The sequence below is a fragment of the Paraburkholderia sp. GAS348 genome (assembly GCF_050434205.1).
Lineage (GTDB): Bacteria > Pseudomonadota > Gammaproteobacteria > Burkholderiales > Burkholderiaceae > Paraburkholderia.
Genome location: NZ_JBNPVT010000005.1, coordinates 393,891 through 408,051 on the forward strand (window position 1 = coordinate 393,891; position 14,161 = coordinate 408,051).

Annotated in this window: 14 protein-coding genes; 10 read left to right on the forward strand and 4 right to left on the reverse strand. The window is 63.5% G+C overall.

Translation table 11 applies throughout. The features are described 5' to 3' along the window. Positions 1-13: 13 nt before the first annotated feature. Complete coding sequence (locus P3T22_RS12150; RefSeq protein WP_429325076.1) at positions 14-703, reverse strand: VOC family protein; 690 nt, start codon at positions 701-703, stop codon at positions 14-16. A 278-nt stretch (positions 704-981) separates the two neighbouring features. On the opposite strand from P3T22_RS12150, the gene P3T22_RS12155 reads away from it, so the two are divergent. Continuing rightward, entirely contained in the window at positions 982-2,436 is a 1,455-nt protein-coding gene (locus P3T22_RS12155; RefSeq protein ID WP_063495158.1) for a PLP-dependent aminotransferase family protein, read from the forward strand. 140 nt (positions 2,437-2,576) lie between these two features. Beyond that, a complete protein-coding gene (gene htpG / locus P3T22_RS12160) occupies positions 2,577-4,475 on the forward strand; it encodes a molecular chaperone HtpG (protein ID WP_429325077.1) in 1,899 nt (632 codons plus the stop codon). A gap of 156 nt (positions 4,476-4,631) precedes the next feature. Here the strand turns inward: htpG and P3T22_RS12165 are convergent, their stop codons facing one another. Beyond that, entirely contained in the window at positions 4,632-4,901 is a 270-nt protein-coding gene (locus tag P3T22_RS12165; protein WP_063495160.1) for a hypothetical protein, read from the reverse strand. A 271-nt stretch (positions 4,902-5,172) separates the two neighbouring features. On the opposite strand from P3T22_RS12165, the gene P3T22_RS12170 reads away from it, so the two are divergent. Then, positions 5,173-6,975 (forward strand): hypothetical protein, encoded by a 1,803-nt coding sequence (locus P3T22_RS12170; protein ID WP_429325078.1) that lies wholly within the window; start codon positions 5,173-5,175, stop codon positions 6,973-6,975. A gap of 186 nt (positions 6,976-7,161) precedes the next feature. Here P3T22_RS12170 and P3T22_RS12175 read toward each other — a convergent pair whose 3' ends face one another. Beyond that, positions 7,162-7,668 carry an OmpA family protein gene (locus tag P3T22_RS12175; protein WP_429325079.1) on the reverse strand — a complete coding sequence of 169 codons (507 nt, stop codon included), beginning with the start codon at positions 7,666-7,668 and terminating at the stop codon, positions 7,162-7,164. Between P3T22_RS12175 and P3T22_RS12180 the strand changes: the two genes are divergently transcribed. The 7 genes from P3T22_RS12180 to P3T22_RS12210 all read left to right on the forward strand — a co-directional run bounded on the left by P3T22_RS12180 (position 7,667) and on the right by P3T22_RS12210 (position 13,521). After that, a complete protein-coding gene (locus tag P3T22_RS12180) occupies positions 7,667-7,888 on the forward strand; it encodes a hypothetical protein (RefSeq protein WP_148662100.1) in 222 nt (73 codons plus the stop codon). The two genes, P3T22_RS12175 and P3T22_RS12180, sit on opposite strands and share 2 nt — an antisense overlap. A gap of 26 nt (positions 7,889-7,914) precedes the next feature. Continuing rightward, positions 7,915-8,685 (forward strand): chorismate--pyruvate lyase family protein, encoded by a 771-nt coding sequence (locus tag P3T22_RS12185; RefSeq protein ID WP_082854938.1) that lies wholly within the window; start codon positions 7,915-7,917, stop codon positions 8,683-8,685. Beyond that, positions 8,685-9,158: a DNA-deoxyinosine glycosylase gene (locus P3T22_RS12190; RefSeq protein ID WP_063495163.1), complete on the forward strand. Its 474-nt coding sequence runs from the start codon at positions 8,685-8,687 to the stop codon at positions 9,156-9,158. The genes P3T22_RS12185 and P3T22_RS12190 overlap by 1 nt, the downstream gene beginning before the upstream one ends. Continuing rightward, positions 9,155-10,078, forward strand: a complete 924-nt coding sequence (locus tag P3T22_RS12195) for a spermidine synthase (protein WP_429325080.1) — start codon at positions 9,155-9,157, stop codon at positions 10,076-10,078. Before P3T22_RS12190 ends, P3T22_RS12195 begins: the two co-directional genes overlap by 4 nt. A 395-nt stretch (positions 10,079-10,473) precedes the next feature. After that, complete coding sequence (locus tag P3T22_RS12200; RefSeq protein WP_063495165.1) at positions 10,474-10,722, forward strand: DUF3311 domain-containing protein; 249 nt, start codon at positions 10,474-10,476, stop codon at positions 10,720-10,722. After that, positions 10,722-12,272 carry a monocarboxylate uptake permease MctP gene (gene mctP / locus P3T22_RS12205; protein ID WP_063495166.1) on the forward strand — a complete coding sequence of 517 codons (1,551 nt, stop codon included), beginning with the start codon at positions 10,722-10,724 and terminating at the stop codon, positions 12,270-12,272. The genes P3T22_RS12200 and mctP overlap by 1 nt, the downstream gene beginning before the upstream one ends. A 124-nt stretch (positions 12,273-12,396) precedes the next feature. Then, a complete protein-coding gene (locus P3T22_RS12210; RefSeq protein ID WP_429325081.1) occupies positions 12,397-13,521 on the forward strand; it encodes an FUSC family protein in 1,125 nt (374 codons plus the stop codon). A gap of 80 nt (positions 13,522-13,601) precedes the next feature. Here P3T22_RS12210 and P3T22_RS12215 read toward each other — a convergent pair whose 3' ends face one another. Beyond that, positions 13,602-14,018, reverse strand: coding sequence for a VOC family protein (locus P3T22_RS12215; protein ID WP_063495168.1), 417 nt, complete (start codon positions 14,016-14,018; stop codon positions 13,602-13,604). Between the last annotated feature and the right edge of the window lie 143 nt (positions 14,019-14,161).

Consider the following 14,161-nt stretch of genomic DNA (forward strand, 5'->3'; position numbering starts at 1 on the left):
CCGCGCGCGCTGCTTATTTAAGGGTCCGTAGACCCTCGGGTGTTTCAAACTCGGCGACGAGCGCCGCTGCGCCTTCCGTGGGTTCGAGTGCGATCAGGTGCGCCGCGCCCAGCCAGTGCAATTGCGCGGCAATCACGTCGGCTTGCGGATGTACTGCTTTCAAAGCTTTCAGTGCGATGCCTGTTTCCGGCAACGCCGCCGACGGATGCCGCGGCGTGTCCCACTGGATCAACGACGGCAGCACGCCGTCGCCGGCGCCTTGCCATGCGGGGAACGCGCCGTCGTCAGGCACCGAGAGGCCCCAGCTGAAATCGCCGCGTGTCATTGGCACGATCGGCGCAATGCGCTGTGGATACTGCGTCTGCCACGCCGCGAGCCGCTTCGGGGGGGCGACCCGGGCGACCCAGTGCGACAGGTACGGCCCTTTTTCGAGCCGCGCGTGCGTCGCCGGGTCGTCGAGGGCGAACAGGCGGGCACGGGGTGCGGCACCCTCCGCGGGTTCCGCGGCCTGCGGGTCGACCGCGATCACCTCCAGATACACGCCGCCCCACAGGTTCAGCAGGCGATTGTGCGTGCGCATCAGCGGATGCGCGCCGCCGCCGGCCGGTGCGACGCCGAGCGTGTCGGCCACGTACTGCGTGCCCTCGTCGAGGGTGCGGGCGGAAATTACGAGGTGATCGAGACGGAGCGAATGGGCAGTCATGGCGGATCAGGAAAGCGGTTTCTGCGGTAAGCCGGAACGCGCGCCGGATGCGGCAGCAGCGTGGCCGGGGGCGTAAGCATAACCGTTTGCCGGGTCGGCGGGACAGGCGGATGGCGTTTGGGCTGGTCTGGTCCGAGGTCGCTCGTGTGCAATGCATGCCGCTCGGGCCGCTTCGCCATCTGTTGCTTATCTTGAATGTAGCCTTGAATGTAGCGGTGGCGACCGGCACAGTAACGGTACAATCGATTCGATACCGTTCGGTACAGTTGGAGCCCGTTATGTCCGTCCCGCTTGCCCAGATTCCCACCCCGCACGATACGGCCTCGCTGACGTTGGTCGAGCAGCTCGTCCAGTGGGCGCGCCGCCGCATCGAGGAGCGCGTGTTCCGTCCCGGCATGCGCATGCCGTCGATCCGCAAGCTGGCGCTGGACAAGGGCGTATCGCGCTTTACCGTGGTCGAGGCGTACGAGCGGCTGGTGGCGCAGGGCTACCTGGAGTCGCGGCGCGGTTCCGGTTTCTATGTGCGCGAACGATTGGGCTGCGCGCCGACGGCTGAGATCCGCACGATCGCCGCGGCGGCGCCCGCGCCGGCGACGATCGACGTTGTCTGGCTGCTGCGCAATATGCTGCATACGGGCGCGCGCCCCGAGCGCAGCCCGGGCCTGGGCTACCTGCCGGGACGCTGGCTCGACGGCGATCTGATTACGAACGCGCTGCGCACGCTCGGCCGGCAAAGCGGTGCGCAGATGCTCGGCATCGGCACGCCGCAGGGCTTTTTGCCGCTGCGCCAGCAATTGCAGACGCGGCTGGAGGAGCTCGAAATCGGCGCTTCGCCGGATCAGATCGTGATGGTCTCCGGCATTACCCAGGCCATCGACCTGATTTCACGAATTTACGTGAAGCCGGGCGATGCGGTGATCGTCGGCGATCCCGCCTGGTTTCAGATGTTCGGGCGCTTCGCGTCGCAAGGCGCGCGGCTAGTCGGCATGCCATACACGCCGGATGGGCCGGACCTCGACGCGCTCGAGTCGCTGGTGGAGACGTGGCGGCCGAAAATGCTGGTGATCAATTCGGTGTTGCAGAATCCAACCGGCACGTCACTCACGGCCGCGCAGGCGTTCCGCATCCTGCGTCTCGCTGAGGCCTACGACTTCATCGTCGTCGAAGACGATATTTACGGCGATCTGTGCCCGCCGAGCTATCCCGGCACGCGGCTTGCGAGCCTCGACCAGTTGAAGCGCGTGATTTACCTCGGCAGCTTTTCGAAGACGCTGGCGCCCAATCTGCGCGTGGGTTTTATCGCCTGCGCCCCGGAGGTGGCCACGGCCGTCGCCGATCAGAAAATGCTGGTCGGCATGACGAGTCCCGAATTGAACGAGCGTGTGCTCTACAAGATTCTCACCGAGGGCCACTATCGCCGGCATGTCGAGCGGCTACGCGCGCGGCTCGACGGTGTGCGCGAAAAATCCGTGCGGATGCTCGAGAAGACCGGCCTGAAGCTGTTCCTGACGCCCACGGCAGGCATGTTTCTATGGGCCGACACCGGCGTCGATGCGAGCGCGCTCGCGGCCGCGGGCCACGAAGAAGGCTTCCTGCTGACGCCGGGGAGTCTGTTTTCTCCGCAGCAATCGCCGACCACCTGGATGCGCTTCAATATCGCCAACTGTGGCGATCCTGAGCTGTCGACATTCCTGTGCCGCTATCTGGACGGCGTCGCGCGGCGCGCCTCTTGAAACCGCGCCGGCCCGCCCCAATTTAGCGCGCAATATGGCGATCCGGCGACACGGCCTCGGCGGCCCATATGATCCATGTGGCCCGCGGCCGAGCGCCACGCCAGACTAGAACCCATTCGTAACAGAGAGGAAGTCCGACCATGGCACAAGAAACCATGAGCTTTCAGGCAGAAGTTAAACAACTTCTGCACCTGATGATCCATTCGCTGTACAGCAACAAGGAAATTTTTCTGCGCGAGCTGATTTCGAATGCGTCCGACGCGGCCGACAAGCTGCGCTTCGAAGCAATCGAAAACAGTGCGCTGTACGAAAACGATCCGACTCTGCGGATTCGCGTGTCGTACGACAAGACCGCGCGGACCGTCACCATCGACGACAACGGTATCGGCATGAGCCGCGACGAGGCGATCTCGCATCTCGGCACGATCGCGCGTTCGGGCACCAAGGAATTTTTCGGCAAGCTCTCCGGCGACCAGCAGAAAGATGCGGCGCTGATCGGCCAGTTCGGCGTGGGCTTTTACTCGGGTTTTATCGTCGCGGACAAGATCACGGTGGAAACGCGCCGCGCCGGTTTGCCGGCCTCGGACGGCGTGCGCTGGGAAAGCGCGGGCGAGGGCGATTTCGCGGTGGAGCAGATAGAACGCGCCGCGCGCGGCACGACCATCACGCTGCATCTGCGTGCGGACGAAGACGACCTGCTGTCGTCGCATCGTCTGAAGTCGATCATCCAGAAGTACTCGGATCACGTCGCGCTGCCCATTCTGATGGCGAAGGAGGAGTGGGACGCTGAAAAGAGCGAGATGGTCACGAAGGACGAGGAAGAGACCGTCAACCAGGCGAGCGCGCTGTGGACCCGTTCGAAGAACGACATCACCGAAGAACAGTACAAGCAGTTCTATCAGCACCTCTCGCACGATCATCAGGATCCGCTGACGTGGACACATAACCGCGTCGAAGGCCGCAGCGAGTACACGCAACTGCTGTATGTGCCTACGCATGCGCCGTTCGACATGTTCAACCGCGATCATCGCGCCGGCCTGAAGCTGTACGTGAAGCGCGTGTTCATCATGGACGACGCGGAACAACTGCTGCCCGCGTATCTGCGTTTCGTGAAGGGTGTGGTCGATTCGGCCGATCTGCCGTTGAACGTGTCGCGCGAAATCCTGCAGGAAAGCCGCGACGTGAAGGCGATCCGCGAAGGCGTGACCAAGCGTTCGCTGTCGATGCTCGAAGAACTGGCCAACGCCGAGAACGATGCCGACCGCGAAAAGTACGCCGGCTTCTGGAAGGAATTCGGTCAGGTGCTGAAGGAAGGTGTCGGCGAAGACTTCGCCAATCGCGAGCGTATTGCGAAGCTGGTGCGTTTTGCGTCGACCCATACGGAATCGCCGGAGCAGACCGTGTCGCTCGCCGACTACGTCGCGCGCATGAAGCCCGAGCAAACGAAGATCTATTACGTGACCGCCGACGCCTGGCAGGCCGCGACCCACAGCCCGCATCTCGAAGTGTTCCGCAAGAAGGGCGTGGAAGTGCTGCTGCTGACCGATCGCGTCGATGAATGGATGCTGTCGTTCCTGAACGAATTCGACGGCAAGCCGCTGCAAAGCGTCGCGCGCGGCGATCTCGATCTGGGCGCGCTGAACGATGAAGAAAAGCAGGCGCAGGAGAAGGTCGGCGAGGAATTCAAGCCGCTCGTCGACAAGATGAAAGAAGCGCTGAAGGACAAGGCCAAGGACGTGCGCTTGACGTTCCGCCTGACCGATTCGCCGTCCTGCCTCGTGGCCGACGACGGCGAAATGAGCGGCTATCTGCAGCGCATGCTGAAGGCCGCGGGCCAGGACGCACCGTCGTTCCATCCGATTCTCGAAGTGAATCCGGAGCATGCGCTGGTGAAGGGCTTGCATGCGGACAGCGCGAGCTTCGACGACTGGTGCCATCTGCTGTTCGATCAGGCGCTGCTTGCCGAAGGTGGCGCGCTGGAAGATCCGGCCAGCTTCGTGAAGCGTACCAACGCGTTGTTGTTGGCGCGTGCGGGTTGAGTTTTCGAGTTTGAATTGAGCCTGGGCCGGCGTCGATTTGACGCTTGTGGTTGAAAAATGCGCTGCTTCGGCAGCGCATTTTTTTGCCCAGTACCTTGTCGCCTGACTGCCCGGAGGAGGTTTTGCGACGGTGCTTAGGTGGGCAATGGCGAGGCCTTAGCGCGCGGGCGCTTGACCGTGCAAATGCCGCACTTGCGATAGCACGGACCCTGCGAGTTCCTTTGCCTCCAGGCAGGTGAGGTGATCGGCCAGCACTTTCGCCGCGAGACTGCCGATCACCGCGCTGGTCTGCTTCGACGTGTGATGCTGCGCGAGCGCCGAACCGGCGAGTTCCTTCTCCAGATACAAGGCGCTCGGACGCCGTAGGACAACCGCCGCCAGATGGGCAATGCGGTCAGAAGTTTCTTTTGTGTTCGTAGTATTCAAGCCTTTGCTCCTTTGTGTTGGTTGTCGATCCGGACGATTTCGTGACCCGCTAGAAGTCGACCGGAAAACAATTATGGTTAACTAATCAAATCTGTTCAATAAAACTAAATCGAGATTGATTTGTGGGATGCGAAATCGCGCAATTGTCTTATGCTCGTGCGATCGAAATTCGGATGCTTAAAGGATTATTTGCAATCTCTAAGCCATTTATGCACCGAGTCTTATTTCTGCGATTGCGCGCGTCTGCGTGCGACAACCTCTCTGTATTCTTATGTCCGATTCCATCCTGGTGAAATCCGCCGATCCCGTGTATCTGCTGTGGTCGATCTTGTGCGAGCAAGGTTTCGACGCCGCCGAGCGACGAGCCCTCGAACTCATTGCAGAGGGTGTCACGCCGCAATTGCACGCCGACCTGTGCGCGAGCGCAGGGCGTTTTGAAGCGGCATACCACAGTGCCTCGCAAGCGCAGGCGGCAGAAAGCGGTACGCGTCATGCCCGCGTGGCGCTGTTCGCCGACGCACTGGGCCGTGCCGACGCTGCGCAGCGCAACAGCGAATTGGCGGTAAACATGCAGCCGTCGGCTGCGACGGTCGAATGGATCGTCTGGCTGATCGACCACTGCAGCGCGCCTTCGGCGGCGGCGCACATGTTGCGCGCGTATGAGCAGCACGCGCCGCAAGACGCCCGAGCGCCCTGGTGGTTGGCGATTGCGCTTGCGGCGTTGCCGGATGCGGGCGCGCGAGCCGAGCGTCGCGCGGCGCTGTTGCGGGCCTATGCGCTCGACCCGGCAATCCACCCTGCGTTGCCGCTGCAGCTCGTGCTGGCTTTCCGGGAGCTCCGCGATTGGCTCACCGTTGAACGCGTGTGTCGCGAGGTGCTGGTGCGCCATCCCGCCGATGCCGAAATCGCGTGGCAACTGAGCCATGCGCAATGGCAGTGCAACGACCCAACTGCGGCAGAGGCGACCATGCGCGCTGTCGACGCCGCCGCACCCGGCAATGCCCACGTGCTGGCCGCGATCGGTATGTATCTTGCCGAGCAGGCGCGGTTTGCGGACAGCGAAGCGGCGCTGCATGCGGCCCTCGCGCTCGACCCGTCCGTGCCGCAGGCGGCCGTCGATCTGGCCGATCTGAAGTTGCGGCGCGGTGACTGGCCGAACGCATGGCCGCACTTCGCGGCGCGTCTGACGCGCGACGACCGCGAGCCGAACAACGTCGTGACGGTGATGGAGCGGCTGTGTCCGCGCTGGCAGGGCGAACCGCTGGCCGGCAAGACCCTGATCGTGCACAGCGAACAGGGCAACGGCGACGATATCCAGATGGTGCGCTTTGTACCCGAGTTGGCAGCGCGCGTACGTGACGAGGGCGGCCGGCTGGTGCTCGCGGTACGCCGGGCGCTACAGCCGCTGCTCGTGCGCTTTTACGCGGATTGCGTGTCCATCGAGGACGGGCCCCTCGGCAAGCCGAACTTTGGACTGCCAATGATGAGCGTGCCGTCGATGCTTGGTTTGCAGCCTGAGCAGGTGCGCGGCGCCGCCTATCTGTTTGCCGATGCAAGCCGAGCGGCCGCATGGCGCGAGCGGATCTGTGCATACAGTGGGGAGCCGGCGCGATTGCATGTCGGCCTCGTTTGGTCGGGCAGCCCGACGCATCGTCGCGACGCGAAACGGTCGATTCCGCTTGCAGCGCTGGCTCCGGTGCTCGCGTTACCCAAGGTGGTGTTCCATCCGCTGACGCCGGGCCGTCACGCCGACGTGGCGGCTTTGAGCGCGCAGGGATATTGCGTTTGCGATCTGACTGCGCACTACCAGGCCGGTTTCGATGACGTGGCCGCGCACGTGGCCGCGCTCGACGCAGTGGTGACCATCGATAGCGCGCCTTTGCATCTGGGCGGCGCATTGGGGCGTCCCGTGCTGGCCATGCTCGATCACGTCTCACACTGGTGTTGGGGCAATGAGGAAGCGCAGCCCTGGTACGACACGGTCGAACTGTTCAGGCAGCCGCAGCCGGGGGGGTGGGAGCCGGTGGTCGAACGCGTGGCGGCCCGATTGCGGGCGATGCCAGGCGCGCGATAGTCGTTCGCGCGCATGGCGCGAATGGCGTGAATCGCGCGGAAACCGGAAAACCGCATCTATAAGAGCACACACGTAAAAAACGCCCGCATGACTGAACTGCATCCAAGTTGTTGGACGGGTGTCCAACTTTGCGGGGTCAGCTCATGACCGTGGGCGCTTTTACGAACCTGGCGTCAGGCGGTGCGCCTACTTTTGTCCCATCAGCGTATCCATCGTTTCGCCGCGCACCACGATCTCGGTGCGCCGGTTTAGCGCGCGCCCTTCTGCTGTGTCGTTGCTGGCGACGGGGTTGTTGTACGCGTAGCCCTTTGTCCGGATCCGGTCCAGCGCCACGCCGCGCGCCACGAGCGCATAACCTACCGCCGTGGCGCGCGCTTCGGAAAGCTGCTGGTTATAGTCGAGCGTGCCGACATTGTCGGTGTAGCCCTCGACCAACACCGGCTTCTTGCTGCGCTTGAGCAGAACGGCTGAACGATTGATGACTGCCGCCGCATCGCCGCGCACTTCGGATTTGCCGAACTCGAACAGCGCGGCTTCGGGCAGCTTGACCGAGACACCGTTGGCAACCGGCGTCACTTCGATGCCGACGGCCTTGTTCAACGATGTTTCTTTATCGCGGCTCAGCGGCGCCGCGCACCCCGCCATCAGCAGGACAGACATTGCGCACGCGGTGACGCCCAGAAATGTTCTCATGTTTTCATTTTCTCTTTCAGAATCCAATCACATGGCACGCCCTTCGATTGCGGGCGAACCGCCGACTTTGCAATGCCCGGAGGTTGTATCGCGCGTCAGCGGGCAGGGAGAATCAGAACTATCTGAAATCGACATCTGGTTAAAAAGCAGGTCAGCGTCCGAATGGCTGTCAATGGAACTGCCTGAAGGGAAGACGGGTGTGGGGCTGGCAATCCTCTGACGGCGTCGCCGTTATAATCCGACACCATGCCTATCCGTTTCGATGCCGCCGACGCCCACTGGCGTGTCGCGCCCTTACCCTGCTTTAGCGCCGCCCAGAAAGACTGGTTGACCCGCGGTGGATCGCTGACCGCGCATTTGCGCGCGCTCGGCGAAGTCGCGGTGCGCGTGACGCGCGAAGCCGTCGCGCTGCCATGGGCCGACGAGCACGCTGCGCTCGGGCTCGTGCCGCGCGCGCCGGTGTGGGTTCGGGAAGTGGTGTTGTCGGTGGACGGCGTGCCGTTTGTCGCGGCGCATAGTATTGCGCCGCTCGCGGCGAGCGTCGGCGTATGGCAGGCCATACGCCGACTGCGCACACGGCCGCTCGCCGAGTTGCTCTACAGCGATAGCAGCGTCGCGCGTTCGTCGCTGGTAAGCCGGCGACTGACGGCACGTCATCCCCTGTACCCGTTAGCCGCGCGTGAGATCGGTGAAACGCCGCCGCACGCGCTGGTCGCGCGCCGCTCGGTGTTCGAGCGCCACGGCGCGCCGCTGATGGTGACCGAATGCATGTTGCCGGCGCTGTGGGCGCAGCTTGCGCACCTGGCGAATCTAGTCAATGCGGCGAGCACAACGTCTGCGCACCCGGCGCCCGCGCACGCGCCGCAGCGTACTCATATGCGCGAGCACGGCCGGCCGCTCGAGCATACGGCGTCGCGCGCCCACGGCGCGTCGCGTGCGGAGCAAGAACACCTTTCCGAACCGGGTGCGCGAGAATCCGGGCACACACCGGCATCAGACAATCAGGCGAAGCGCTGATGCTGCGTGGCTTTCCCCCCGTTGTCGCGGCGGATACGCATACGCTGATTCTCGGCAGTTTTCCCGGCGAGGCGTCGCTTGCGGTGACGCAGTATTACGCGCATCCGCGCAATCAGTTCTGGCGTTTGCTCGGCACCGTGCTCGACGAACCGCTTCCCGAACTCGCCTATGAAGAACGGCTAAGGCGTTTGCTATCGCACGGCATCGGCGTGTGGGACGTGCTCGCCGCCTGCGAGCGCGAAGGCAGTCTTGACGCCGCGATCCGCAACGCCAGCCCCAACGATTTCGCTTCGCTGCGTGCCCATGCGCCGGAGCTTGCCAAAGTCTGCTTCAACGGCAAGACGGCGGGCCGCTTTGCGCCGGTGATCGGCGAAGCCGGCTACGCCACCCTCGTATTGCCTTCGTCGAGTCCGGCGAATGCTATGCTCTCGTTCGACCAAAAATTGCGTCTCTGGCGCGACATCCTTACATGACGAAACTGATCAAGCGCGCCTCGGCTGAAGCCCGTGCATTCCGCAACAAAGACGCTGACGCTGCCGACCACACGCCGAACAAACAAAAAGCAGTGCGCAACAAAAAGCGCGCGCTGCACGACGACGGTCTGCACGACGCGCCGCAAATCGAAGCGCCGCGCAAGCCGCGTTTCGCGCCGGTCACGTTCTCGGAAGAGGGCGGCGTGCGCTTCCTGCACTTCGGCACGGAATGGGTGCAAGGCGCGATGCGTCTGCGCAAGCCGGATCACATCGAACTCGAATACGCGCAGCAGATGATGGCCTGGTTGCTGTTCATCGAAACACCCAAGCGGATCGTCCAGCTCGGTCTGGGTGCGGCTGCACTGACCAAGTTCGCACACCGCTTCCTGAAGCGCGCCAAGGTCGAAGCGGTCGAACTGAACCCGGCCGTGGTCGTGGCCGCGCGCACGATGTTCGAACTGCCGCACGACGACGCACGTCTGACCGTGCACGAAATGGACGCATGGGACTTCGTCAACGACCGCGCCAACCACGGCACGATCGGCACGTTGCAAATCGACGTCTACGATGCAACCGCGCGCGGCCCGGTGCTCGACAGCGTCGGCTTTTATCGTGCGGTGCGTGCATGTCTGACCGAGGCGGGCGTGGTGACGATCAACCTGTTCGGCGATCATCCGAGCTTCGTGCGCAACATGAAGCGTCTGAACGAAGCGTTCGACGGCCGCGTCGTCGCATTGCCGGAAGTGCATGACGGCAACCGCATCGCCATCGCGTTCTCGGGCCCGGCGCTCAGCGTGCCGTTCACGGCGCTGCAGGCACGCGCGAAGCTGATCGAAGCGGAACTCGGCTTGCCGGCGCGCAAGTGGATCAAGGGTCTGCAGGAATCGACCGGGCAGAACAGCGGCTCTTTCTCGATCTGATGAGTGAAGCGGTCGGGCTGGCGAAGCCCGGCCTTCGTTGCGCCCACGCGACGGTCCTCAACGTCACAACCCATCGCGCATCGCACAGCCTCCGCGTCGCGCTCAAGGGCTCGCGCGCGAGCCCTGCATCGGTCACCCGGTCCCGGGCCCGCTGCTGCACGGGGCTCGCGCCGTGCGTTGAAGCAGTGTCCCGCCCGCGTCAACGCCCCGTCCCACTAGCCTCAAACCACTGTCCCGCCTCGGGTCGCCCCGGCTTGACCGCACGTTCGCCGCTCCTATACTCTTTCGAAGCTTTCGGGGCGCCCCTGGCTATCCGCAGGGCGGCAACCCGCTGTGGGATCCACCACCCGTCAAAACACGGGCCAACATTTCAATAATAGGGAAGAGGAGACGTCATGGCTCACGACGCCGACGCGAACAAGGCCAGCAAACGTTGGTTGTGGTTGCTGCTGTTGCCCTGGATCGCAATGATCTGGGTGCCGTCATATAACAAAGTCGAACCGCAGCTGTTCGATTTTCCGTTCTTCTACTGGTATCAGCTCCTCTGGGTGCTGATCAGCGCGATCATCACGGCGCTCGTGTACTTCAAGACCAAGACCCGCTCATCGGGCAACCCGGGCAGCTCGCAAGGGGGCGCACGATAATGAACGCCACCGCAACTTTCGTCTTCGTCCTGTTTTTTATCGGCGTCACCATTCTCGGTTTTATCGCGGCCCACTGGCGCAAGGGCGACCTCGCCCATCTGGAAGAGTGGGGCCTCGGCGGCCGGCGCTTCGGCACCATCGTCACATGGTTTCTGCTGGGCGGCGACCTGTACACCGCCTACACCTTCATCGCCGTGCCGGCGCTGGTGTTCGGTGCGGGCGCAACCGGTTTCTTCGCGCTGCCGTACACGATCCTGATCTATCCGTTCGCGTTCGTCGTGTTCCCGAAACTGTGGAGCATCGCCAAACGTCAAGGCTACGTGACATCGGCCGACTTCGTCTCGGCTCGCTATGGCAGCCGCATGCTGGCGCTGGCGATCGCCGTGACCGGGATTGTCGCGACCATGCCGTACATCGCGCTGCAACTGGTCGGTATCGAAGTGGTGATCGGCGCGTTGGGTTTCGACACCAAGGGCTTCGTCGGCGATCTGCCACTGATCATCGCGTTCGCGATCCTGGCGGCGTACACGTACACGTCGGGCCTGCGCGCGCCGGCCATGATCGCGGTCGTCAAGGACGTGCTGATCTATGTCGTGATCTTTGCCGCGGTCATCGTGATTCCGCCGCAACTGGGCGGCTTTGGCCATATCTTCAGCGTGGTGCCGCCGGCCAAGCTCCTGCTGAAGGCACCGGACGTGTCGAGCCTGAACGGCTACAGCGCGTACGCGACGCTTGCGGTGGGCTCGGCGCTCGCGCTGTTCCTGTATCCGCACTCGATCACCGCGGTGCTGTCGTCGAAGTCGGGTAACACGATCCGCCGCAACATGGCGATGCTGCCGGCTTACTCGCTGGTGCTCGGTCTGCTCGCGCTGCTGGGCTTCATGGCTTTGGCTTCGGGCGTGAAGGACATGCCGGAATTCGCGCCGTATTTCAAGGCGTTCGGCCCGAACTTCGCGGTGCCGGCGCTGTTCCTGCACTTCTTCCCGTCGTGGTTCGTCGGCGTGGCGTTCGCGGCGATCGGTATCGGCGCGCTGGTGCCGGCGGCGATCATGTCGATTGCGGCAGCGAACCTGTACACGCGCAACATCCACAAGGAGTTCGTGAACCGCAACATGTCGCATGAGCAGGAGACCAACGTCGCGAAGCTGGTGTCGCTGATCGTCAAGGTCGGCGCGGTCGCGTTCATTCTCGGTTTGCCGCTTACGTACGCGATTCAGCTGCAACTGCTGGGCGGCATCTGGATCATCCAGACGCTGCCGGCCATCGTGCTGGGTCTCTACACGCGCGTGCTCGACTACCGTGGCCTCCTGATCGGCTGGGCGGTCGGCATCGCAACCGGCACGTGGATGGCGATTTCGCTGAAGCTGGCGGGCTCGATCTTCACGATCCACCTGTTTGGCATGGCGATTCCGGGCTACGCGGCGGTGTGGTCGCTGATCGTCAACCTGGTGGTGGCGGTGGTAGTGAGCCTGCTAGTGCGCGTGTTCGGCATGCAGCGCGCCGAGGACCGTACCCGTCCGGAAGATTATCTGGACGTGGTCGAAGGCTAAGTTAGCCGTTCCATCTCGCCGGAAAAGCAACGCCCGCAGACAAAAGTTTGCGGGCGTTTGTCTTTCCGGGGCACTCCAGGGCACGATAGCGGAACCGTCCTTCAAAGCGCCCGTCGCGCGAGCCATGGCTTCTGCCGATTCCCCCCGCGTAATCGCCCCCCGCTCAGCCATTAGCCGCATGGTGCGCACGATCACGTCGCCGTACTACCGCTATCGCCACGCGAAGATGCTGCATAGCCTGCGCGTCGGCGTCGCCATGCTGGTATCGATTCTCGCGACCACCGGTATCAACATTCCTCACGGCATCTGGTCGTCGGTGACCCTGCTGGTGGTGATCGGCGGCTTGCAGCATCACGGCAATATCCGCAAGAAGGCTGCCGACCGGGCGGCCGGGACACTGCTCGGCGCGGCGATCGGTCTTGCGCTGATCCTGTTGCAGAACCTGACCGGCTCGCTGCCGCTCACCTATGTGCTGATGTCGATCGTCGCGGCGGTCTGCGCATGGTTCGCGATCGGTTCGTCGGGGTATATCGGTCTCTTGACGGCGATCACGATGTGCATCGTCGCGGGTCATGGTGACAATCTGATCGACGTCGGCCTCTGGCGTACGCTGAACGTGCTGATCGGCATCGTGATCGCGCTGGCGTTTTCGTTTGCGTTGCCGCTGCATGCGACCTATTCGTGGCGCTACGGGATCGCCGACAACTTGCGGGCCTGTGCGCAGATTTACACGCGTTTGCTGGTAGGCGAGACGACTAGCGAGGAGGATCAGGTCAAACGCTTCCTCGCGATCAACAAGCGGCTGGTTCAGTTGCGCTCGCTGATGCCTTCGGTGGCGAAGGAGATCGATGTGCCGCAGGCCAGGCTCGAAGAGATTCAGCGGCTGCATCGCTCGGTGCTCAGTTCGCTGGAATTGCTGGCGACCGGCCCGCTGATGCGCGCCGATGCCGCGGCGCGCGCTGCGTATGCAGAGGGGTGCGGCATCGAGGTGCACGCCGTGCGCGGTATTCTGCTGGCGATGGCGCGCGGCCTGCGCTTTGGCCGCGCGCCACACTTCGGCATTCCGGCCGCGTTGCCGCTTGCACAGGCGCGTCGCGACGCGGCGCTTGAATTGCCGCCCGACTTGCAAGGGCCGTATTGGCTCGGGCAGCGGCTTGCTGAACAGATAGAGCGATTGCGCACTTTGCTGCTGGAGACCGAGCCGAACTGGAACATCGAGCGGCATTCGCGGACTTTGCTGAAGGCTTAGCGCGCAACGGTCAGGACGGCGCGCTCATTCTCGACCGGCTGCCGCGACTGCGGCAGCCCGATCGGCCACGCACAATGGGCTTACTCTTCCGGCACCGTCACCATCCAGCCGAGACCGAAGCGGTCCACCACCATGCCGAAGCCTTTACTCCAGAAGGTGGCCTGGAACGGCATCATGACCTGTCCGCCATCGGCGAGCGCATTGAAATACTTTTCGGCCGATGCGGCGTCGTCGGCCGTGAGCGACAGGCTGAAACCGTTCATCGGGGCGGCGTCGGGGTCGCAGTGGCCGTCGGACGCCATCCACACCGTCGAGCCGAGCTTGATAGCCGCGTGCATGATCTTGTCTTCCGTGCCGGGGCGCAGCTGGGCTTGCGCGTCGGGCGGCGCGTCCTTGTAGCGCATCTGGAACGTGACTTCGGCGCCGAGCTTCTCGCCGTAATACTTGAGCGCTTCTTCACAGCGGCCGTTGAAAAATACATAAGGCTGAACGTACATGATCGTCTCCCGGGATATGGGTCAGCGACGCCGCTTTCCTTCGGCGAAGGGTAGCGAGGGAGCGGGCGTGCAGACGATTGTAGTCGTCCGTTGGGGCAGCAATTGTGACTTTATTTCGTAAGAAGCGGCGGCGCGGCGGCGTA

Coding starts and splice junctions, on each gene's coding strand:
- P3T22_RS12150 (WP_429325076.1), bottom strand. CDS start 703: ATGACTGCCCATTCGCTCCGTCTCGATCACCTCGTAATTTCCGCCCGC.
- P3T22_RS12155 (WP_063495158.1), top strand. CDS start 982: ATGTCCGTCCCGCTTGCCCAGATTCCCACCCCGCACGATACGGCCTCG.
- htpG (WP_429325077.1), top strand. CDS start 2,577: ATGGCACAAGAAACCATGAGCTTTCAGGCAGAAGTTAAACAACTTCTG.
- P3T22_RS12170 (WP_429325078.1), top strand. CDS start 5,173: ATGTCCGATTCCATCCTGGTGAAATCCGCCGATCCCGTGTATCTGCTG.
- P3T22_RS12180 (WP_148662100.1), top strand. CDS start 7,667: ATGTTTTCATTTTCTCTTTCAGAATCCAATCACATGGCACGCCCTTCG.
- P3T22_RS12175 (WP_429325079.1), bottom strand. CDS start 7,668: ATGAGAACATTTCTGGGCGTCACCGCGTGCGCAATGTCTGTCCTGCTG.
- P3T22_RS12185 (WP_082854938.1), top strand. CDS start 7,915: ATGCCTATCCGTTTCGATGCCGCCGACGCCCACTGGCGTGTCGCGCCC.
- P3T22_RS12190 (WP_063495163.1), top strand. CDS start 8,685: ATGCTGCGTGGCTTTCCCCCCGTTGTCGCGGCGGATACGCATACGCTG.
- P3T22_RS12195 (WP_429325080.1), top strand. CDS start 9,155: ATGACGAAACTGATCAAGCGCGCCTCGGCTGAAGCCCGTGCATTCCGC.
- P3T22_RS12200 (WP_063495165.1), top strand. CDS start 10,474: ATGGCTCACGACGCCGACGCGAACAAGGCCAGCAAACGTTGGTTGTGG.
- mctP (WP_063495166.1), top strand. CDS start 10,722: ATGAACGCCACCGCAACTTTCGTCTTCGTCCTGTTTTTTATCGGCGTC.
- P3T22_RS12210 (WP_429325081.1), top strand. CDS start 12,397: ATGGCTTCTGCCGATTCCCCCCGCGTAATCGCCCCCCGCTCAGCCATT.
- P3T22_RS12215 (WP_063495168.1), bottom strand. CDS start 14,018: ATGTACGTTCAGCCTTATGTATTTTTCAACGGCCGCTGTGAAGAAGCG.